This window comes from Clostridium lundense DSM 17049 (assembly GCF_000619945.1).
GTDB lineage: Bacteria > Bacillota > Clostridia > Clostridiales > Clostridiaceae > Clostridium_AO > Clostridium_AO lundense.
The window spans coordinates 187688-211087 of record NZ_JHVC01000007.1 but is presented as its reverse complement, the minus strand read 5'-3'; the positions used below and the strand labels follow the sequence as shown (position 1 = coordinate 211087).

At 27.8% G+C, this 23400-nt stretch carries 22 protein-coding genes and 1 other annotated feature (1 of these 23 running past the window's edge); of the genes, 4 read left to right on the top strand and 18 right to left on the bottom strand.

The window, feature by feature from the left end:
• Positions 1-20: 20 nt before the first annotated feature.
• Positions 21-317 carry a P-II family nitrogen regulator gene (locus T514_RS0109780; protein WP_034868711.1) on the top strand — a complete coding sequence of 99 codons (297 nt, stop codon included), beginning with the start codon at positions 21-23 and terminating at the stop codon, positions 315-317.
• Positions 318-513: 196 nt separating this feature from the next.
• On the opposite strand, the gene T514_RS0109775 is transcribed toward T514_RS0109780, so the two are convergent.
• Both T514_RS0109775 and T514_RS0109770 read right to left on the bottom strand, forming a co-directional pair.
• On the bottom strand, positions 514-1140 hold the full coding sequence (locus tag T514_RS0109775) for a DUF1847 domain-containing protein (protein WP_027624613.1): 627 nt from the start codon (positions 1138-1140) through the stop codon (positions 514-516).
• Between the two features lie 124 nt (positions 1141-1264).
• Complete coding sequence (locus tag T514_RS0109770) at positions 1265-1618, bottom strand: NifB/NifX family molybdenum-iron cluster-binding protein (RefSeq protein ID WP_027624612.1); 354 nt, start codon at positions 1616-1618, stop codon at positions 1265-1267.
• A gap of 200 nt (positions 1619-1818) precedes the next feature.
• On the opposite strand from T514_RS0109770, the gene T514_RS0109765 reads away from it, so the two are divergent.
• Positions 1819-2865 carry a YdcF family protein gene (locus T514_RS0109765; protein ID WP_027624611.1) on the top strand — a complete coding sequence of 349 codons (1047 nt, stop codon included), beginning with the start codon at positions 1819-1821 and terminating at the stop codon, positions 2863-2865.
• 80 nt (positions 2866-2945) lie between these two features.
• Here T514_RS0109765 and T514_RS0109760 read toward each other — a convergent pair whose 3' ends face one another.
• From T514_RS0109760 to T514_RS26585, 8 genes are all read right to left on the bottom strand, one after another.
• Complete coding sequence (locus tag T514_RS0109760) at positions 2946-4106, bottom strand: hypothetical protein (protein ID WP_027624610.1); 1161 nt, start codon at positions 4104-4106, stop codon at positions 2946-2948.
• Positions 4107-4115: 9 nt separating this feature from the next.
• Complete coding sequence (locus T514_RS0109755) at positions 4116-5378, bottom strand: ABC transporter permease subunit (protein ID WP_027624609.1); 1263 nt, start codon at positions 5376-5378, stop codon at positions 4116-4118.
• A gap of 6 nt (positions 5379-5384) precedes the next feature.
• Complete coding sequence (locus T514_RS0109750) at positions 5385-6248, bottom strand: ABC transporter ATP-binding protein (RefSeq protein WP_027624608.1); 864 nt, start codon at positions 6246-6248, stop codon at positions 5385-5387.
• The gene (locus T514_RS24325; RefSeq protein ID WP_051541984.1) at positions 6249-7010 is read right to left on the bottom strand and encodes a hypothetical protein; all 762 of its coding nucleotides are present in this window, start codon (positions 7008-7010) and stop codon (positions 6249-6251) included.
• On the bottom strand, positions 7000-7557 hold the full coding sequence (locus tag T514_RS0109740) for an RNA polymerase sigma factor (RefSeq protein ID WP_027624607.1): 558 nt from the start codon (positions 7555-7557) through the stop codon (positions 7000-7002). The genes T514_RS24325 and T514_RS0109740 overlap by 11 nt, the downstream gene beginning before the upstream one ends.
• 423 nt (positions 7558-7980) lie before the next feature.
• A complete protein-coding gene (locus T514_RS0109730) occupies positions 7981-9306 on the bottom strand; it encodes a restriction endonuclease subunit S (RefSeq protein WP_027624606.1) in 1326 nt (441 codons plus the stop codon).
• Between the two features lie 12 nt (positions 9307-9318).
• On the bottom strand, positions 9319-10731 hold the full coding sequence (locus T514_RS0109725; protein WP_027624605.1) for a class I SAM-dependent DNA methyltransferase: 1413 nt from the start codon (positions 10729-10731) through the stop codon (positions 9319-9321).
• 2 nt (positions 10732-10733) lie between these two features.
• Entirely contained in the window at positions 10734-10907 is a 174-nt protein-coding gene (locus T514_RS26585; protein ID WP_156939866.1) for a hypothetical protein, read from the bottom strand.
• A gap of 174 nt (positions 10908-11081) precedes the next feature.
• On the opposite strand from T514_RS26585, the gene T514_RS24320 reads away from it, so the two are divergent.
• Complete coding sequence (locus T514_RS24320) at positions 11082-11708, top strand: hypothetical protein (RefSeq protein WP_034868708.1); 627 nt, start codon at positions 11082-11084, stop codon at positions 11706-11708.
• A gap of 169 nt (positions 11709-11877) precedes the next feature.
• On the opposite strand, the gene T514_RS0109710 is transcribed toward T514_RS24320, so the two are convergent.
• From T514_RS0109710 to T514_RS26580, 5 genes are all read right to left on the bottom strand, one after another.
• On the bottom strand, positions 11878-13557 hold the full coding sequence (locus tag T514_RS0109710) for an ABC transporter ATP-binding protein (protein WP_027624603.1): 1680 nt from the start codon (positions 13555-13557) through the stop codon (positions 11878-11880).
• A gap of 167 nt (positions 13558-13724) precedes the next feature.
• Positions 13725-14756, bottom strand: coding sequence for an ArsR/SmtB family transcription factor (locus T514_RS0109705; protein ID WP_027624602.1), 1032 nt, complete (start codon positions 14754-14756; stop codon positions 13725-13727).
• Between the two features lie 235 nt (positions 14757-14991).
• Positions 14992-16365, bottom strand: a complete 1374-nt coding sequence (locus tag T514_RS0109700) for a sensor histidine kinase (RefSeq protein ID WP_027624601.1) — start codon at positions 16363-16365, stop codon at positions 14992-14994.
• A complete protein-coding gene (locus T514_RS0109695; protein WP_027624600.1) occupies positions 16349-17041 on the bottom strand; it encodes a response regulator transcription factor in 693 nt (230 codons plus the stop codon). The genes T514_RS0109700 and T514_RS0109695 overlap by 17 nt, the downstream gene beginning before the upstream one ends.
• An 89-nt stretch (positions 17042-17130) precedes the next feature.
• Positions 17131-18408: a S8/S53 family peptidase gene (locus T514_RS26580; protein WP_156939864.1), complete on the bottom strand. Its 1278-nt coding sequence runs from the start codon at positions 18406-18408 to the stop codon at positions 17131-17133.
• A gap of 280 nt (positions 18409-18688) precedes the next feature.
• Between T514_RS26580 and T514_RS0109685 the strand changes: the two genes are divergently transcribed.
• Entirely contained in the window at positions 18689-19375 is a 687-nt protein-coding gene (locus T514_RS0109685) for an isochorismatase family protein (protein WP_027624598.1), read from the top strand.
• A 35-nt stretch (positions 19376-19410) separates the two neighbouring features.
• Here the strand turns inward: T514_RS0109685 and T514_RS0109680 are convergent, their stop codons facing one another.
• From T514_RS0109680 to serS, 3 genes are all read right to left on the bottom strand, one after another.
• On the bottom strand, positions 19411-20838 hold the full coding sequence (locus T514_RS0109680) for a hypothetical protein (protein WP_027624597.1): 1428 nt from the start codon (positions 20836-20838) through the stop codon (positions 19411-19413).
• Between the two features lie 89 nt (positions 20839-20927).
• Positions 20928-21713, bottom strand: a complete 786-nt coding sequence (locus tag T514_RS0109675; protein ID WP_242850581.1) for a DUF4272 domain-containing protein — start codon at positions 21711-21713, stop codon at positions 20928-20930.
• A gap of 218 nt (positions 21714-21931) precedes the next feature.
• Positions 21932-23209 (bottom strand): serine--tRNA ligase, encoded by a 1278-nt coding sequence (gene serS, locus T514_RS0109670; RefSeq protein ID WP_027624595.1) that lies wholly within the window; start codon positions 23207-23209, stop codon positions 21932-21934.
• Between the two features lie 158 nt (positions 23210-23367).
• Positions 23368-23400, bottom strand: a binding site (T-box leader) (it continues 176 nt past the right edge of the window).

Genomic DNA, 23400 nt, shown 5'->3' with positions numbered 1-23400 from the left:
TAAATAAGGAGGTAATTTATTTGATTTGTATAGTTACTATTGTAGAAAGAGGTAAAGCAACTAATATAGTAGAGAAAGCTAAGATTGCTGGTGCCAAGGGAGCCACAATTTTCTATGGAAGAGGTACTGGTGAGGATGAAATAAAAAAATATTTTAATTTTCATATTGAATCCTCTAAAGAAGCAATTTTAATTATTTCCAAAGAGGAAGAATCTAAAGTCATTATTGATGCTATAGTAAAAGCAGGCAACTTAGAAAAACTAGGGAAAGGTATTCTTTTCACTTTTCCTTTATTAAATACAATAGGAATAGGTTAATACAAAACTCAGGCTATCAAAAAAATATAATAGCCTGAGTTTTTTCTAAAGTCTTACAAACAGACTTCTTAAGGGTTTTACTCCTTAGAAGTCGTTATCCAGGGACGTAGCCAACTTTAAAGAAGATGGGAGTATTAGAGCGGATAGTCATCGGATAAATTTTAACTTAATTTTTTATTTGCTAATCATGGTTTAATTATTTCTTATACAATTTGTTCTTATAATACCCTTCTGATAAATATAATGCTCCTAAAGGATTATGTGCAAGTACCCTGTCCTTAACTGCAAAAACAGTTACAGGTGCATTAGAATATTTTATGAATAAGGAATCATGTCCTACACATAGTCCTAACATAATATTTAACTCTGTTTTAGCATTGTTTAAAAGAGTAGCCTGTCCTATAGGGTTACACATTGGTTCATAAGTGCCTGGTCTTACCTTTTCATTATCTTTAATATTTAAGAATTCTTTAGGTATACTTCCATTTTTACATACCACTGATTCAACTTCAAATCCATTGTGTATTAATACCTTACATAACGTTTTTGCTTCACTACTTAATCCTACACAGAAAGCCATTCCTAACTTTTTAAAGTTACATTTGTTTGCAAAATCCATTATTTCTTCAAGTCTTGTTTTTTTGCAATATCCTTCCGCTTCAACTAATGCTGAATTATATGCTAATTTATAATTTTCCTCTTCACCATATGTTTCTTTTATTTTTTCCTGTTGTTCTTCTTCATTACATGGACAATTAAGTGGCAAATTATCAAGTTCTCCCTTTTTACAATGATGTTCGCTACACATAGCACATGTATACATATACTCACCCCAACCTCATTCTTATATTAAAAATCAATCATAATTTTGCCTTTTTACTGCAAATAACTTTACCACTAAGTACTGCTATATTTACCATATATTCATCTCCAATCTGATAGAATTCTTAATGATGTGAAGGTTCTGGGATTTCTATTTCATTAAGTTCGCCCTTATTGTACTTCTCAAGTACTGAATTTATAGCTATATTCCCAGATTTATATGCTTTAATTCCTGCCTTTTCAATAAGTTCAAAAGCATTAGGCCCTAAATTACCTGTTATAATCACATCTATTTTTTCTTCAATTAGTTGATTAGATGCTGCAATACCTGCTACCCCACTAGAATTTAGTCCTTTATTTTCTATAACTTTGATTTGTCCACTTTCAGTATCATGAATTTGAAAATATTCACATCTTCCAAATCTCATATCAAGTACATCTTCCATAGTTTTTCCTATTGCTGAAATTGCTATTTTCATATATTATCCCTCTCTTATATTTATATTGGCATTTGACAATATCATATTACTCCTATTTGTAGTTACTGTCAAATGCCAATAACTAAAATATAGTTATATATGTAAATTAGTTAAAAATTTATTATTCTTTTACATTGACATTTTTCTAAATTCTACATAATATCATCATATAACTATACAATAATACTAGGAGGTGTTTTATGTCTTTAATTATAGCATTAACTGCAATTACATTTATTGTTTTTTTAGTATCATATTTAATAAATCCAGCGAAACTAGTTAATGGACTTCTATTTAACATTTTCTTATTTTCAGCTATGATTACAATTGTTTATGTGGCTTTTACAATACAAAATCCTATTTTAATTTTCTTAGTTATTATTTTTGCGGCGTTAGCAATCATATTACTTATATTTGGTATTTATATATTGATAATAGCACTATTTATAAATGCTAAAATTGTTATGAAACGTGAGAGTAGAACCCCCGCCAATTTATTAACTTTATTTTTAGCTATAGGTTTAATTGGTTGCTTAGTTTTATCCTTCATTGTAAGTAGAATAAGCCTTTCACCTGAAATAAAAATTTTACTAGGCGGTGTTACTCTTATTGGTATATATTATATATTTAGCGTTTTTAATTTTTTAATGATATCATTTATTTATCAATTTAATCGTCCAAAATTAAATCAAGATTTTATCATAGTTTTAGGCAGTGGATTAATTGGTGATAGAGTTCCTCCCCTATTAGCCAGTCGTATTAATAAAGCTATAGAATTTTATCACAAACAATCTAAAGTTACTGCTCCGCCAAAAATCATTTTCTCTGGAGGACAAGGAGATGATGAGAAAATTTCAGAGGCACTTGCTATGCAAAGATATGCAATTGAAAAAGGTATCCCTATTGAGGATACTATTTTAGAAGATAAATCAGTTAATACATTACAAAATATGCAATTTTCTAAAAGGATAATAGAGAACCTTATACCAGGCAAGTATAAAAGCGTATTTGTAACAAATAATTTTCATTTGTTCCGAGCTGCACTTTATGCAAGACAAGCAAACTTAAACAGTGTAGGCCTGGGCTCTAAGACAGCACTTTATTTCTTACCAAATGCAATGATTAGAGAATACATTGCTATTGTAGTAATGAATAAGAAGCAACATATAATAATTGTTAGCTTAATACTTATTCTAAGTTTACTCACAACCATAATACAATATTTTTTTGTTAGTCCTTATATATAACTTTCCCATAATTTATTTTTAGAGAGAGATGGCATTTTAAATACCTCCTCTCTTTAAGCTTATACCCTATTTTATACTTTTTACCAAGTAATATCTATCTTTTTTTCTTTTCTATATCTCTTAGCTATTAATCCAATACTTACTATAATTAAAATTACTATTATAAATGGTACTTTATATTTAGATAAAAATAAATTTCCTATTTTATTCAATATTATGGACTCAGTTATATGAATTAAGGTTAAAGATATTGGGATTAGAACACCTATAAGTAGAGTATAATTTGAAACATTTCTTGATACATAGCAAATTATTAAAGTCACCACAAAACCAACTAGATACAATAATATTACTGTTAATATTATGTATTGTATAAATGTCATATCAAACCAAAATAGTTTGCCTGAAAAACAAGAATTTATATTTGAATTGTAAAACATATCTACAGTGTATTTTCTAGTAGTATATAGAAAAAATAATGCCCCAAGTTGTATAGTAATAAGTATAGGCGCTGCTATAAGTGCTGTTTTAATTTTGTCTTTATACAAAGCTCGTCCCCTTTTGCTTGTGTACTGTAATAATTCTAAAGATGTTCTTTTATCCCTTGTAAATATAGGGGCTATCATAAATATTATAGATACTAATATAAGTATAGAAGTATTTCTTATAAAATCATTGTAGTTATTAAAAACAAACCAGGGTAATATATCATATGTTGACTTTTTCTCTATCATTTCATTTACTCTTTTTCCATAGGATTTGTTATTTTTTAATGATTTTAAATGTTCTTCTTTATATTGAAATTTATCTATAAAACTATCCATAACCTGTAATTCCCAAAATGCATTAACTCCTTCCTTAAACATTATGTCGTCATGAAGGCTCCATATTTTCTTAGCTCTATCCCCTTCCTTTTTAGACTGTTCTTTATTAAGACTATCATAACTTGTTATATTAAGTTCTCTTGCTTTTTTATTATTTTTAAGATAATTGTCCGCTTCTTTTATTCTATCTTCTTTCATATGGTAAAGATAATTAATATCTTCATCCTTAAGATTAATTCCTTTTTCTTTAATTATTTTAGTAGATATCCTATAAGCGTCACCTTCTGGTCTTCCATTTGGGAAAACATTTATATGAAATTCTATAAACAAATAATATATTGCAGCAGTTATGAATAATAACACTAATATACTCTTTAAATTAAATATCTTTTTAAGTTCATTTAGTAAAATTCTCATTTTTCCCTCCTACTTTAAATCCTCTCTTTTGAAAGTTCTTATTCCTAATGTGGTAGTTATCATCATTAAAACTATCCATATGATCACCGTTATTAACTCATAATACTTGTAATTTGTAAGTGGTCCACTTTCCATAAACCAAAAGCTTGGATTAAGTATTAAATTAAAAGGTGTAAAGGTTGAATAAATTATTAAATTACTGTTAGTAGGCATAAAAGATGGTAGTAATAATCCAAAGGCTACTATTATAGCAAATATAAAAAATCCCAAATAAGTGTTTTTAGTTATCCTAGCTATTAAAAACACTATACCTGTAAAAATCAACTGGATTACATATACTAAGACTATAGATAACACTAAATACTGTTTTATATTTAATGAAAACCAGCTGATAAAAGGCAATGCTGTCTCCCAATTAAAATAACTACTAACTGGCACTTTCCAAAGTCCATCATAACTAAATATATTAAAATACAATATAAGAGTTATACTAAGTATAGTTGCAGTTATTAAACTTACACATATTAAGCTTGCTAAAAGCTTGTCTTTTATTAGATTTCTTCCTCTTTTTGTAGAATAAACGATTAAACCTGTGTTGTTATCAAACTCATAATTTAATATAAATAGAGTAATCAAACATGTTAATATAGAACATTGAAAAATAATGTTCCTAAAAATACTTTTAAATAAAAAGGAATGCATACCATATGCTTTTCCTATAAAAAACAAATTTCTTTCTTCCCCTTTAGACTTTATATCCTCTAGTCTTTCTTCAAATTTCTTATAATTCTTTCTTGCAGTTTCCGCAGCATTTCCACTTAGTTTAATAGCATTTATACTTCCTTCTCCAACCTCTTCCATATTTATTTTCCCATATTCTATATCATTTCTTTCTATAGAATAATAATAATTTTCAATTATACCCACTTCTCTTATTTTTTTTATTTCTTTTTCACTATAGTTGTCCAATTTTGATGAAGCTTCATCTTCATAAAAGGTCGCTATACTCTTATAGTTTTTTCCCTGCTTCTCACTTATTATTTTATTGGCTTCCTTTAAATTTTTATGGTAATAATTTTTAAAGCTTACAAGCATATCTTTATCTATTTTATAGCCTACTGTTTTAACTATTTTATTTAAAACTCCTAGCTCTTCTCTACAGCTCCATCTTTCAGTTATTATAAATAAATTAAATAGTATAAATACTATAGTTAAAACTATTATGATAGGTGATTTAATTATCTTTTTTATCTCATCTTTTACAATATTCATAGCTAATTATATCCCTTCATTGTATTCATAAAGAAAAACATCCTCAAGATTAGGTGTAACTAAAGTCCATCCTTCCTTGCTCTCTTTCTCTTCTATAAATCTTATTTTCATTTTTCCATCTTCTTGTTTTTCAGATAAGGAAATATGATTTTTTCTAAATTCACTTCCTTCATTAAAATCGATTTCTGTTTCGTAAACCTTTCCCTTAATAGTTTTACATATATTCTCTACGGTATCTTTATAAAGTATTTTTCTATCCTTAATCATAATTACTTCATTAGCTATGAATTCAATATCACTTACTATATGGGTGGAAACTATTACTATTCTATCCCTTCCAAGTTCGCTTAAAATATTTCTAAACCTCACTCTTTCCTTTGGATCTAATCCTGCTGTAGGCTCGTCTAATATAAGAATCTTAGGATCATTTAGAAGAGCTTGAGCTATGCCAACTCTTTGCAGCATTCCCCCTGAAAACTTCTTCATTTTTTTATTTATTACATCTTCTAATGCAACTAATTTTAATAATTCCAATACTTTATTTTTAGCCCTTTTTTCTTCTATGCCCTTAAGGGCTGCTAAATATAATAAAAATTCTTTAGGAGAATAATTCTTATAATAGCCAAAATTCTGAGGTAAATACCCCAATATATCACGATATTCCTCGTCAAGGCTTATAATATTAGTTCCATTATATAAAATTTCCCCCTTGTCTGGAAAAATTAATGTGGTCATCATCTTAATTAAAGTTGTTTTACCCACTCCATTAGGCGCTAATAGACCATATACTCCATTTTTAAACTCTAAATTTATATCTTCTAAAACTGAAAAGTTTCCAAAACTCTTACTTAAATTATTTATTAATAACATTTATATTTCTCCCTTCTCTTTTTTCACATAGATAAGTTTTTTTAAAACTTTAATATATATAGACATACAAATTGCTGTAATAATTAAATGAATATATACTGGAACATTTGTAATAAAGGTTATATATAATGAATTTTCATTGATAATTAAAATTAAATTAATTAAAAGCCAGCCAATCATAACTAAATACTTATAAATACTTCCCTTTAAATAAACTATTGTTATTATAAAAATAGTAGAAAATAAAAATAATGAACCTATAGATACCACATATGCCCTAATTACATTAAACTTACCAAAGGCAAAATATATAATAGCTATAGCTAAAGAATTAAAGACTATACCTACTATACTAAAAATAAACATTCTTATAGCTGCTAAATTATACATATTGTATTTGCAAGTCATTTCTACTTCATAGGTGCTTTTCAGCCTAGTATTTATAAAAGAAAATAATGAAATTATTACATATAAAACAGGAGATACTATAAAAATATATCCATATAAACTATGTATATATCCCTCTCTTGTTAAGGAACTTAATGCTACTTGTCCACCTATAAACACAAAAAATATTAAAGACACCACAGATATAAATACCAATTCACTTTTATCATGAAATATATTTTTAATTCCTAATTCCTTTATTGTTAAAGTTATGTAGCTAAAAAATCCTTTTTTCTTTTTTAATCCTTTATTTAAAATTTCATTTACCTCAACATTTATCTCTTCTAATGATGGGAAATCAATATCATTTTTCATGGTATCTCTCCTTTAAAATTTTGTTTATCTTTTTAATGGAAGAATAGTATTTAGTTTTTATTGTGGATTCTTTAATATCTAGAATGCTAGATATTTCATTAAAGGTCATATCAGAAAAAATCTTTAACCTTATTATTTGCTGAATGTTTATTTCCATCTTATTTATAATTTCCATTATATATTTAACATCTTCACTTATTAAAAATTCTTCTTCAATGTTTGATTCATCTTCAAATTCTATATTCTCAATGTTTCCAATATTAATCCATTGTTTATAATATTTAGACCTATAATAGTCAATTATTTTATTGCTAGCAATTTTATAAATCCAAGTCTTAAAAGAAGCCTTTTTCTCTTCAAAACTATTAATAGATTTCATTATATTAATAAAAATTTCTTGAGTTAAATCCAAAGAGAGCTCTCTATTACTAACTTGTTTAAAAACATATCCATATATTTCTTTGTAGTATAAATTAATTAAGGTATTAGCTGCAGCTCTATCACCCTTTTTTTGTATTAACTTAATTAGCTTTAAATCTTGGGACATACAATTTAACTGCTCCCTTCTTTCTTATTTTTTCATCCGATGACTACTTGCTCCAATACTTCCATATTCTTTAAAGCGGTGGGTAAAAACTCCTTCTGAAGCCAAGAACTCTGTTTATCCTATTAATGTTTGTCTTCTCATTTATGTATTCGTAATAAAGATAGTAATAGTTTTAAAAATGGTAAAAAAATAAAAGAGAAACTTTCCTTTTAGTTTCTCCTTCATTTTGGTAATATTCTCTTTCTATAAATATTTACACTAACACTTTTAACTGCAATTTTCTATCGTTTTCTTTTTATAAATATCCCTCCTGAAATGACTATTTCCAAGATTGATACTGATACAATATCCTTTTTCATATCCATTCTTATCTTTATTCTCTTGTGTTTTTGATTTAACACATTTCATTCCCACCTACTTTATTTAAGATGACTTTTCAATACTTAAAATTTTCTTAAATAGTTCTAAAGCACTTTCCTCATCCTCTGAATTTGTTTCAAGTTCCCCTCTAAAGGCTTTTGCAAGAATTGATTTCTTTATTAATTCAATTTGATCTTCTAACTCAGTAAGTTTTTCTATTTTGGATTCTTTTTCTAAAAGATTATCTAAAATTTTTACTATTTCTTTTTGTTCTTCAATAGATATATTTTTTATTTTAATGGTTTCTACAAATTTCCCACTAACATTTCCTTGATTTACTCCACCGGTTTCTTGACTAAAGAATATATCTTTAAATGTATCACTCTTTAAATAATAATATAAATATTTAGTAACTATAGATTCTTTAGGCGTGATACTTAAAATTCTTTGATTTAGTAAAAGATCTCTATCCTCATCTATTAATACCGCAAATCCATAATCTCTTTTGTACTTTGTTCCTGTTAGTGTTAAGAGAATATCTCCTTTTTTAATTTTGTATTTATTAACTAAATTAATGTCAAAATCTTTAGGAACAAATACTGGGCTTCTTTCTAAATCTAAAATTCCATTATAAAGATTGCCCATTCTAATTACTTGAATGCCTTCTTCTACAAACTGTGTACTTTTAAATGCAAATCCACCTTTGAAATTTGCTACTTCCTTTAACGAAATTAATTTATCACTGGATTGTATTCCTCTATATTCTCTCCACTTTTTAGTTAGCTCTCCCCTAAAAGCTTTCTCCAATATAGAAGTTTTTCTCTTTTCAAATCCTTCTCTAGCTTCTTCAATTAGCTCTTTAGACCTATCCAACTTTTTAAAAAGGTTCTCTATTGTATTTACAATCCTCTGTTGTTCTTTTAAAGGCGCAATAGGCATTGGTTTTTCCCTTAAAAACTTAAAATACCTACTATATCCCTTATCTGGCAGTCTTAAATTCATTAACATATAATATAAGTATTTTGTATTTATTTCTCGTGATAATAATACTTTTACTCCATCTGCACCTTGTACAAAATCAAAATCAACATATTTTATACATTTTGAATGATCACCAAATATTATTACTGGTAGCTTACCACTATATGCCAGTTCTACTTTATCTGTATAACCTCCAATAAAACTTTCACCCTGATCAATTACAGGAATATTAATATATTCAGAACATGTTTGGTAATCTTTTTGTTTTAACTTTTTGCTACTACTTGTTACATTATCAAAGATATATTCAAAATTACCCCACACCCAATTCTCCGGCACTTCATAAGGAGCATCCTTAACAATAGCTTCTTCTAACTTTTCTTCCAATATCATATTTTTTTTAGCCATAATTTATCCTCCTTACTTCTCTAAGCTTCTTAATTCTTTAATAACGCTTAAAAGTAAGTCAGTTGCTTCTTCTAGTTTTGCTACTGCTTCTTCCGTTGATTCTATTGGGTCCGGTAAATCTTCATAGTCTAATATAGAATCATCTTTTATAAGTCCTAAATCTAGATTATCATTCTTTTCTCTTATTTTTTCTCTAGTGAACTTATTCCATCTTTGATCTTTTATTAATTCTCTATTTTCAGCCCTGTATGCTTTTATAAAGTCATCAAAGTGTGAATGTTCTAATGGGTTTGTTTTACCGAAACTTGGCATATTAGTTCTTAAATCGTAAATCCATACTTCCTTTGTATTATCTTTATCTTCTTTTCCTCTTGTAAAAAATAATACATTTGTCTTAACTCCCTGTGCATAGAAGATACCTGTTGGAAGTCTTAATATGGTATGTAAATTACATTTATCCATTAAGTCTTCTCTTATCTTTATTCCGTCACCTTCTTGGAATAAAACATTATCTGGTAACACTACTGCTGCTCTTGCCTTTCCATCTGTCTTTAAACTTCTATATATATGTTGTAAAAAGTTTAATTGCTTGTTAGATGTAATAAATGTTAAGTCATCCCTTGTGGCTCTTTCTCCACCTTTCTTTGTTCCAAAAGGAGGATTAGAAAGCACTACATCTAAATCTTTCATTTGTTTTCCTATATTAGTTAGTGTATCTCCTAAGATTATGTTTCCCTCTATATCATGTAGAATTGCATTCATAAGTGCTAATCTATGAGTTTCATGAACTAACTCGCATCCCGAAAAAGCTTTAGTTCTTTGAAATTCTGCTAAATCTGTATCTAAATCAAAATAATTATCTGTTTTTTCTTTTAAATAGTGATCTGCTGCAATCATAAATCCAAAGGTTCCTGCTGCTGGATCATTACATTTTTCACCAGGTTTTGGATCAATAAGCTTTACCATAACATCAATTAACACTCTCGGAGTAAAGTATTGTCCTGCTCCTGATTTTTTCTCAGATGCATTCTTCTCTAATAATCCTTCATATAGGTTTCCAAGTCCCTCTTCTTTAGCTGAATACCAATCTAATACATCTATAGTTGTAATTATTTTTTCTAAATTCTTTGGCTCTTCTATATTAGTAGCTGAACCTTGATATATTTGTTGTACTATTCCTGTGGTTTCTTCTCCTAAATGATTTAACAACTCCTTATAAAAATTCTTAAGTTCTACTCCACTTTTACACTTTAAATCATCCCATCTAAAACCTTGTGGTAATTTATCTTCTGCCCCTGTTTCTTTTGCCATCTTTAAGAAAAGAATATAGGTTAATTCTACTACATATTGGTGGTAGGTTATTCCATCATCTCTTAATACATTACACATGTTCCAAAATTTACTTACTATCTCTTGTGTATTCATCCCTAGCTAATCTCCTTATTTTCAAACATATATATTTTTACTTTTGATATTATTTCTTCTAACTTACCTTTAAATATTACATCATTTAATCTTTTAAATCCACCACCTTGAGCTTTAAAGCTTCCAGTATCTAATGTTTCCTTATAAATGCAGCAATATCTGTACATCAATGGCATAATAAATCTTCCATAACACAGTAGTTAATTTTAATGTAACAAATAAATCAGTGGATTTATTTTCATTCACTTGACAATGATGGAATATATGGTATAATTACATAGCCAAAATTAACACTATTAATTTATTTAAAATACAAAGTTATAAATTTTCAACAAAGAAAGGATAATTTTATGAAAAAAATACTTATTTTATGTTTAAGCCTATTTTTATTCACACTAACTGCTTGTGGAAATTCTAAAAAAGTTAAGGAACTTACAAAAGAAGACATTAAAACATACACTTCCCAGATGAAGGCAGATCCATTGAGTGGAGATATCACTTTAAATGGAGTAAAATACACTCTACCTGTTAAAGCACAAAGTTTAGTAGATAACGGATGGAAGTATAATGATTTTGCTGATAAAGGACAACCCTTAAAACATGGTTATTATGTAGACTCTATTTATATGGATGATGGAAGTAAAAGTGCAGAAACTCGTATTACAGTAACACTTTATAATACAAGTGGCTCTACAGTAAAGTTTGATGATGCCATGTTAGGTGCTATTAAAGTAGAAAAAGAAGGTGACTCATATAAAAATACTGTAGTATTACCAAAAGGTATTACTTTAGCATCAACATATGATGATGTTATTAAAACTTATGGTGCTCCAAAAGTTGATTATTTCAAACAAACAGGATGGATTACATACTTTATTAGTGATATGGGAGCATATGGACAAGAACTCCGTATTGATTTTGATAAAAATACAAAAGTTATTACCTCAATAAAATTAAAAAATATACCCAAAAATTAAAAATATATCCAAATAAAAAAAGATTGTCGCATTAAGGAATTTACATACAATATACTGTCTTACAAGTTTAAAGTTAGCACAATATATTGTAGGATTTATTTTTAGTGCGACGCCCTCTTTTTAGTAACAGAGATTGCTCTTATTTAATTAAATTATATATAGTACAACTTTATACTATATAGAAGTTAAAGAATTTTTCCCTTTTCTCTAACAATTCTTTTAAGTTTCCTCTTTCAACTATTTGTCCATTTTCCATATACATTATCTCATCATATAGACTTAATAATTCTTCACTCATTTTATGAGTAATTGTAATTAGAGTTAAATTTTCTATATTTAACAGTTTACTTTCTATATCATAAGCTGTCTGCATATCTATAGCGGATGTGCCTTCATCCAGTACAAGTATTGATGTTTTTTGAATTAAGGCTCTAGCAATCGCTATTCTTTGCCTTTGCCCCCCTGAAAGATTACTACCATTTTCTCCAACCAAATAATTTAATCCATCAGTTGTTTCCTCTATAAATTTATTTACCCCACTTAAATTTAAAGCATCATTGATTTGTTCTTTTGAAAATTCCTTATATAAGTATATATTGTCTTTTATACTTTTATCAAACATATATACATTTTGATGTATAATTGAAATCATTTTGTTTAGCTTTTCTATATTTAAATTCTTAATACTGTTTCCATCAAATTTTATATCTCCAGTAAAATCAGAATAATACCCAAGCATTAACTTTATTAAGGTAGATTTACCACATCCACTTTCCCCTACTATTGCATATTTTTTGTTTTTATCTATCCTTAAACTTATATTGTCGATAACAACTTTCTCGTTACCATAATTAAAAGATAAATTTGACACCTCTAAGTTATTATTAAAATAAGGGTTATCCTTACCAATAAAATCAGTATCTTTATAGTTGGAAAAATCATCAATTTTTTTAATTATAGGTTTAACACTATTAAGCTTAGGAACATTGCTCATTATCATTATTACAGGCTGTACAAAAGTAGCAGAAAGTTCGATAATAGCAATAAGCATTCCCATGGTTAAGTTACCTTTTATAACTAAGTATGCTGATAAAAATATAGCTACAAATTGTGTTCCCATTCCTAACATTTGAGATAGTGATTCATTTATTACAAATATCTTATCAGCTGTGAATTTTGCATTAGATAAATTATTATTCTCTTCTTCAAATTCTTTATTTATATTTCTTCTTAAATTGTATGATCTAATAACATCATATCCAGAAAAGATATCCTTAAGTTTAGATGTAAAGAATGATAACCTACTTGAAAGCTCTAATTGTCTATTTTGTAAAGCTTTTCCAAATATATTTGGAACTATAAAAATTAATAACATACTTATAAAAATTCCTAATGTAACTAATGGGCTTAAATATAATAAAAGAATAACTGTTGCTGTAAACATAACACTACATTGAAGAATTAAAAGTAATGGAACAACATAGTTTTCCTCTATTAATTTCATGTCATTTGTCAATACTGAAATATAATCTGCTGTATTTTTTGAATTAAAATCCTTATAGTTTCTTCTAAGTATACCAAAAAACACTTTAGTTCTTAACATCTTTAATAAATTTCTAATGAACATTTTACTTAGAATATCATATATAAAATATAGTAATCCTATAAGAATACCATATCCTACTGAATATATTAGTATCCTTTTAAAACCATCCATATTCCTAACAGTAACATAGTCTATAGTAGCTTGAATAAATAATGATAATCCTACCATGGCCACTGATGATATTATGCTAAATATAATGGTAAACATTAATAGTAGTTTATTTCTCTTAATACATTCTTTCATGGCAACTCCCCCAATTTAAATTAATTTAATTATATAACTATCTAATTAGTTAGATAGTTATATAATTCATGTTTTTATAATATTACCAAATTAGATACTTGTCAAATAAATTACATAATATTCTAATACTATTATAAAAAAATCTCCCAGTTCCCTGAGAGATTTTTTTATAATAATACACTATTAAGTTCATCTATAAAATTTTTTAATCCAGTTTTATTTAAATAATAATATACCTTACCCTGTTTCTTTTCTACAACAACCATACTACATTCTAATAATGATCCCATATGATAGGAAACTGTAGCTGGAGTAAGCTTTAAAGCCTCAGCTATCTCCAAGCTATATTTAGGACCAACCTTTAAAAGTGATATTATTTCTAATTTACTTTTATCACTTAAAGCTTTCAACTTTAAAACAAGTTCTCCCTTATTCCCCATAGAATAAATGTACTCTTTACTTATAATCTCATATAATAAACCCATAAAGTATGTATTCTTAAACTCAAATAATGAAGCACCAAATGCTAAGGTAGGAATTACAGTTATGTTATTTTCATTATTTTTTATAATATTATTTAATATCTCACATTTTTCCGAGTTAACATATCTAATATAATTATTTATTAATTTAGATAATGGTTTTTCAACAGCTTTATAAGCTTCATTATATGCATTTTTATTATTTTCTATTATATTAATTAAAGATTTATAGTATTTTTTAGGATCATTTAAAATAATCATTAACTTCCATTTAGTATTTTCTTTAATATCCAGTCCTTTTAAAAATTCTATTATATTGTCTAATGTATTAATAGAATCTATATTCTTTTCATCCTCAAATACCTCATTGTAAACATCTAAGATCATGGATTTAAGCTGATCATTTGTTATATTATCTGATGAATATATTAACTCCTTATTGTTAATTAAAACAAATGCAACTAGCATAAAAATAAATGCATCATCTTCATCAAAAAATACTACTTCATTTTCATTAATAATCTTATATTTGTCAAAAGTTTTTATGTATTTATCAATTATCTTAAAGTTTTTCTTTAGAAATAATTCTCCGTTAACTCCATTGTTATTAAGTTCTTCTATTAAAATATCAATAACTTTTTCATAGTTATGACTCATATAAATTAGTCCGAATATCTCATAAATAGAATCTAACTTATCAAGTATTTTAATTTCCACATCATTCACTCCCATAAATTGATTTGCTAGAATATCCATATTATATCATAAAAATAAATTTAATATATTTATCTACATTACTTATATACATTTTTACTAGCTTTATTAGCAAATACACTCTTATCAATCAAAAACACCACCGCTTGCAATCAACTATTTAAGCCTCCTACAGGCGATGGTATATATGTATAATAGAGAGCGATATTGTGGCTAAATCCATTAAAATACTATTGTCTTATACAGCAAATCTATCATTATGCATTTTTATAAACAATTTAAAAACTACTTTACCATCCTCTATACTTCCTTTTATGTACCCATTGTGAATTTTTAATATTTCTTTAACTATAGATAATCCAAGTCCACTTCCTTGTTTGCTTCTAGACTTGTCTTTTTTATAAAGCCTTTCAAAAAAACTTTCTATCTCTTCTTCATCTATATGTTCTTTTGGTACATTGCTTATAGATATCACAGCAAATATGTGCTTTTCTATTATTTCTTTATATACTTCTATAGTAACTGCTGTGTTTTTCTTTGAATATTTTAAAGCATTAGATAAAAGATTATTCACAGCTCTAACTAATAATTCCCCATCACCTTCTATATTTATTGGTTCTTTTAATAGTGTTGAGCAAAGTAGTAAGTCATTATTTTGAAAAACGGGTTCCTCCTCTTCAACTAATTGCCTTATTAATTCTTGAATATATATATTCTCTTTATTAAATTCAATATCTCTGGAAGATAACTTTGAGTATTGAAAAAAATCATCCAGCATTGATTTTAAAAACAAACTTTTATTATTTATTTTATCTATGTAGCCTTCAAGTTCTTTTTCATCTTCATATTTTTCTTCTTTTATCATTTTTAAATAACCTAATATTGAGGTTAAAGGAGTTCTCAAATCATGAGAAATATTTGTTAAAAATTCCTTTCTTTTTTCATCTTCCCTTTCAAGTTCTGATGCCATATAATTTATATCTTCTGCTAATTCCCTTAATTCATTTCTATATTTTAGTTGTACTCTATGAGAAAGCTGTCCTTGAGTAATAATTTTAATAGATTTCTTTATGCTTAGTATATAATTTATTCTTCCTAAATTAAATAAAGTAAAAACTATTATAAATGTAAAAATTCCTGCTAAAACTGCCACCCCATCTGAATTAGCACGTCCCAAACATGAAAAATACACATAGCATCCGTCCTTTAAATAATCACATCCGGTTACTTGTGCCATATTTTTACCAGCTTTTAAATTTATAATTTCTCTTTTGCCATCTATAATTTTGTCTGCATCAATGTTTTTTATATCCTTATTTGGCGATGCAACAACCTCTCCATCTTTTTTTACAATATAAAACTGAACTCCATGTTCAATAAACATATTATCAAGTTTTTCATAAATATTTTTATCCTTTAAATCAATTTTTTTCAGATCCTTTTCAAAGTAGTTTAAATTTATAGAATTAACAAATTCAATTTTTTCCTTATCACTTTTATCAGATACTAATTTGGCATTTCTTACAAAATAAACAAATACTGATACTGATATTATTAAGGATATAACTGCAAATAACACAAGTTCTATTTTTAGACTAGCTATCTTTTTCAATTTTATATCCAACTCCCCAAATAGTTTTAATATACTTACTTTCCTTGACTTTGTCCCCTATTTTCTCTCTTAAATTTCGCATATGCACTAAAACACTATTATCATTTTCTAAGAAAGCATCTTTCCATATAAGTTCATAAATTATTCTAGTAGAGTAAACTCTTCCTTTATTTGAAGCTAAAAGATATAATATTTCAAATTCTTTTGGAGTTAATTTTATATAATTTTCATTTTTTTTAACACTATATTCTTTAATATTTATTTCTAAATCCTTAACCTTTAGAATATGTTTTTCCCTCTCATTAAAATTTTTGCATGTCCTTTTTAAAATAGCACGAATTCTAAAGGAAAGCTCAGTAAAATCAAAGGGCTTAACTACGTAATCGTCACATCCTTTGATAAAACCGGAAACCTTATCCATTTGTTCTCCTTTTGCAGTTAAAAATATCACTGGAATATCTGTAAATTCTCTCATTTTAGAGATGGTTTCATAGCCATCTAAATTTGGCATCATTATATCTAATAATACAATAGAAAAGTTCTCACTACTTATAAGCTGAAGAGCCTCATATCCATCTTCTGCACAATTTACTTCATAGCCTTCTTTAGAAAAATAGCTAAGCATCATCTCTCTTATGTCGCTATCATCATCAACAATTAATATTTTCTCATTCATTATAATCATCCTATACTTAAATAATATAACATTATTATACTATTTATAAATAAAATAGTATAATAACATTATATATCATTTTAATGTGATTACTTTTCTTTTTGTAGCTTGTCTAATAACCTTTCGGGATTTATAATAGTACCAAATTTGTGTTTTTTGCCATCTTTCTCTATAGTTTTTACATCGCCTGTAGCTATGACTTCTTTAAAGAAAAGTTTTGGAGTGATATCTGGTTTTACTTGACACGCTAATGCATATAGTCCTGCTACATAAGGAGTAACCCAACTCAAACCTCCATTTCTATAGAAAACATAGTCAGAATTTCCAGTAGGACTTGCAGTACATCTACTATCCATAGGTACCATAATGGTATTATCTATAATTTTCTCAAAGGATTCAGGTTCATTTTTCCACCATATACCTATGTCATAACTATTAAGGTCATCTGGATCACTAAGTGGCTCTCTTCCAAGTCCCATTAACTTTATGTTATAATATCTATCTAAGTTTGAACATAATACTAGTATACCTTCATTTTTAGCTCTTTTTACTGCTTCATCTATTTCTTTGAAGCCCTTTTGACCTGATCCCCAACCTATAGACATGGATATTACTCTTATCTTTTTATCTTTAGGAAGAGTTTTATTTATTTCTAGTATTCTATCAACAGACTTTGCTAAATAGGTAAAGTCCCAACTATATTTCATAGTAAGAAAACTTAATGGAGTTATATTTGCATAAAACTGTGCAATGTAGTATAAATTTGCCTCCGGCGCAACACCCACATTTTTACCTACTGCTATAGAACTAAGAGCAGCTCCATGCATAGATGCCCCCCCATCTTCATTTGCATGAATTTCCTCATAAAACTTTAATCTATCTTTATATTCTTCATGACCTGTTAAAAGCATTTGATCAATAATAGCAACATTTACGTCTTTACCAGTAATGCCTTTTTCATGTAATTTTCTTATATTTAAACCTGGATTTTTTCCATAATTCATAATGGCTTCGGGATCAAATTCTTTAGGCAGTGATTTAGGCCATTTTGTTTTGCTATCAAAATCAGAATACATAAGATCATTCACCCTATCTGAAACATCTAAGTCTGAAATGTCACTGCTTATTAGGTCTACTTGAAACGCCTCTGGAGAATTTTTATTATATGAAGGCAACTTTTTTAATTTACCTTTGTCACGATTTGCTGCTTCAGGTCGTCTGGCTATTCCACTATTACCATTAACAGGAGATGTTCTATAAGTTACTATTGGTAGAAAAAATGCTACTAAAATAATTACTGTTAATGTGCATAAAGTTGTAATTAATATTTTTTTCTTACTCCTATGTTTTTTAGTCTTATTAAACATAAACTTACTTCCTTTCTATAATGTAAATATACAACATCATCTCTTGATTAGCATTATATAGATACATTTTTTTATTTCAATTACTATTCTAATAAGTAAATATTTAGATTTTATATAGTAAAAATAAAGAAAAAATAAAGATTTGAATGTAATCCATCTACATAAGGGTTGTTTTTTATAAGTCCATAGCAGCATAATCCGAAGGTGAAAATGAAACTTTTTCTTATACATTACATATACATAATATGTAATGATATAAAAACATGTTAGGAGAATGGATGTGATGTATTTTTGTCCTATTCATTGTCAATGGGTTAGATACCTTAGCAATGACAACATTAACTATAGTGGATACTGGCCTCCTAGGAGTATAAGAGCTGAATTAACAAATCAAACAATCATTGATGAATGGAATACCGTTTCTGTTCCTCCTGCACCTGAACTGAAATCAGTTACAGTAGATCCAAAAACCAGCGCACTATTAATATTAGATATGGAGACCTCTATATGCAAAAGTTATCGCTGTATAGCCTCCATCCCTAATATTTATAATTTATTAACGAAATCCCGCAAAAATGGTATGCTAGTTGTGTATAGCCTTATACCTACGGGAAATCCTTCAGATGTTTTCAAGCAACTAGCTCCTTTACCAAGTGATCCTATTGTAAAATCAAGCGTAGATAAATTCTATAAAACTAATTTAGAAGAAATATTACAGAAAAAAGGTATTAAAACTGTTATAATTACTGGCTATGCCGCTAATGGTGCAGTTCTTCACACAGCTACTAGTGCTGCTTTCCGCGGTTACAATGTTATTGTTCCCGTTGATTGCATGTCTGCTAATATTCCTTATGCCGAACAATACACTGCATGGCATATGCTTAATAGTCCTGGAACTAGAAATCGGGCAGTGTTAACAAAAGTTAATTTAATTAAATTTCCTCTTAATGCAATAAACCTACATTAGAATGTTTTTCTAATGTAGGTTTTTATAAAATAATATTAACATTTTAGTCTGTTTCGAATATTTTCTAAGTTCAACACTTCTACATCTACACCATCATCTGCCTTAGATACAATTAATTTTGAACCTGATAATATTAATGGTTCTATTTCTTCCTTATATTTGGGATGCTTATAAATAAAAGTTTCCATCTTATATATTAATCTATCAAGTTTCTTACAATGCTCTATTTTTATAAGGCGTTTTACTTGTCTTTTAAAAAATTCTTTTAATTCCTCTGCTTTTCCATATCTCATGCATTCTTCTGCAATTTTTGAAACAATATATTCATTTTTATTCATAAAATAAGTTTCAAGATCAACTACCTTAAACTTGGGATTTATTGTTATCAAGTCCAAGCAATAATCAATTTCGAAATTTGCTCCCTCAAATCCCATATAAGAGTCTTGTTCTTGTTCAATAATATAAGGAAACATCTTTAATGCATATTCATACCAGTTCTCAAGTCCTTCTTTTGGATAACAGCGATAAGTTTCAAAATCCATGAATGTTGTATATTTATAAGATATAATCCTACATATCTCATTAAATATTTCCTTATTTTCTAATGTAATCATAGAGATAAACACCTCATCTATTTTATCATAATTGATTTTTTGAAGTGTATGAAGACCATGTATCTTAAAATCCTTATCACTTTCATAAATTAGCAACTCATGTATATTTTTCTTTTCTTCTCCAGACAGTTTTTTAAATCTAGTAAAAGAATTCCATATTCTTTCCTTTTGGTTATTATCCTTTGTAATTTTATATAGATCAACAAGTTCTTCCACACTTCCACCTAAAAGATTTTCAAAATCATATGATATATTGCAATCTAAAATCACATCTTCAAGCCATCGCTCATACCAATGCAAAAAATAATTAGTATTTCCATAACGTGGGATTCTTTCCTGTGATACATGAATAGTAATAATTTCACCATAGTTATTTCCATTAACAATGAGTACCATTTCATCATCATTACCACAGTTATCACCATTAGGATATTTAAAACTTTTATAGCAAATACTTAATATTCCTTCCTGAAATGCAAATTGGTTATTCTGAGATTCATCAATAAATTCTTCTTGATATCTTTCTACATCCTCCATATTTTTCAATTCAGGTAACCTATTTTCTTTTCCACACAATTTATAATAAATCTCTTCTCTTCCACCAAATTTCATTAATTCTCCATGAGGTCCCTCTCCGCCATCACCTATTTCTGTTATAAACCAAAAATAATCTGGTGGCAACTTGAAGTTATACTTTTCTTCTAGCATACGCACCTCACTAGTTGCTATTGGTGAATTTAAATTAATCTTCTTCCCTCTTTTTTCTTCTGCTAATTTTAGTTTATTTAATATCTCTTGCTTATGCTTTTCATTTAATTGTTCTTGTTTCACAATCTTTTCTTTATTCATTTCTTCTCCTTAATGAAAGAGAGATTAAAGCAAATCCTAATCACTTTCATCTCCCTATAGACAACTAAATAATTTTGTATTCTAATTTATTAAGTATCTGTTGAAACACTGTCCCAGTTATCATTATATGTACCTTTTCCAATAAGCCAGTTTAATCCCCAATGACGTTCAAATACCACTCCTGAATCTAGACCTGCTGGTGCATTTTTTCCATGTATTCTAGCATCTACACAAGCCCAGTTATAACGATAAATTAAATCCGCTTCATCTAATATTTCATCTATACTTCTTAATTTAACTGTTTTCATAAAATCATTAAAATCTTCACAATCCATTACTGAATGAATTGCAAAGTCACAATCGCATATTTGGGAAGGATATTCTAATTTATCTACAATTCCCAGTGCCCAAATAAGTATCCAATAGGCCTCATATTTCCATATCATATTAATTACTTCTTGATTTTCTGGGTTACCAAAAATAATTTTCTTCTCATTATCACTTAATTCTTCTCTTACAGCATACTTGCCTAAAACTCCTTGAAAAAACTCTTTAGATTCTTCAATATTCTCTCCACTATTAATATCACAAGCCACTTGAATAGATATTAAACAGGCAATAGCACGTTTAGCTATTTCTTCTTCACTTCGCACTTCTATATCATTTACATCCTCAATAAGTGGAAGACCTTCCATATATGGAACCTTATTAGCTTTTAATATTTCTATAGATTTTCGTTTTCTTTCTAATGCGTTCATACTTTCTCCCTCATCTCTTACATCGTTTTCTTTATCTAATAACTTTAAAAATTTCCTATATTGAATTATTTTATATTTTTTGCTAATGATTGTCCACAAAAATATAGATACTAACATTAAAAACTTCTGATTATTTTATTAAAAATATAGTCTGCAACATACTTAACCATATATTAAGTAAAAAAGGATACTTGATATATTTAATTAATCAAGCATCCTTTTCAGATTTTATTTATTACACATCTTATATTTTCTAATTATTCTTCTTATACTATTGTCTGTAAAATAATAAGTAACAAGGATAGTTTGATAAAGTAAACTATCCTTGTTACTTATTATTTAATTATTGTCATTCCTCCCATATATGGTTGTAATGCAACTGGAATATTTACAGAACCGTCTGCATTTAAATTATTCTCTAAAAAGGCAATCAACATTCTTGGAGGTGCAACTACTGTATTATTTAATGTATGCGCAAAATATTTACCATCTTTACCACTTACACGAATTTTTAGTCGGCGTGCTTGTGCATCACCCAAGTTAGAGCAGCTTCCTACTTCAAAATATTTTTTCTGTCTAGGGGACCAAGCTTCTACATCCACTGATTTTACCTTTAAATCTGCTAAATCGCCAGAACAGCATTCTAAAGTTCTTACTGGTATATCCAAGGAACGGAAGAAATCTACTGTATTCTGCCATAACTTGTCATACCACATCATACTATCTTCTGGCTTACATACAACTATCATTTCCTGCTTTTCAAATTGATGAATTCTATATACTCCTCTTTCCTCAATACCATGAGCTCCTTTTTCTTTTCTGAAGCAAGGAGAATAACTAGTTAATGTTTGTGGTAAAGATTCTTCAGGTAATATGGTATCAATAAATTTACCAATCATAGAATGTTCACTAGTTCCAATTAAATATAAATCTTCTCCTTCTATTTTGTACATCATAGCATCCATCTCTGCAAAACTCATAACACCATTTACAACTTCACTACGAATCATAAAAGGTGGAATGCAATATGTAAAACCACGATTTATCATAAAGTCTCTAGCATAAGAAATTACTGCAGAATGAAGTCTAGCAATATCTCCCATCAAATAATAGAAACCATTACCAGCAACCTTTCTAGCACTATCTAAATCAATACCATTTAATTTCTCCATAATATCAGTATGGTATGGAATTTCAAAATCAGGTACAACTGGTTCACCATAGCGCTGAACTTCTACATTTTCACTATCATCTTTGCCAATAGGAACACTTGGATCAATTATATTTGGAATAACCATCATAATATCTTTAATTTTCTTTTCAAGTTCCTCTTCTTTTACTTCTAACTGGGCTAAATGTTCAGAATCTGATGTAACCTGTTTTTTCATTTTTTCTGCTTCTTCTTTCTTACCTTGAGCCATTAATCCACCAATTTGCTTTGAAATCTTGTTTCTACTAGCTCTTAAAAAATCTGCTTCTTGCTTTATATTTCTGAGTTCAACATCCATAGAGATTACTTCATCTACTAAGTTCAGCTTACTATCCTGAAATTTGTTCCTTATATTCTCTTTAACAATTTCTGGGTTTTCTCTTACAAATTTTAAATCTAACATGATTTCTCCTCCTAGATTAAATATAAATAATATTATAATTTTTAAACCATAAACAGAGTTCTTGTCTTCAGAGAAAGTTTTTACTTCCACTTTGAAGAATATGGGAGCATTAGAGCACGTAATCATTGGATAAAATAAAAAAACCTCCATCCCATAATAAATGGGACGGAAGAAATCCGCGTTGCCACCCA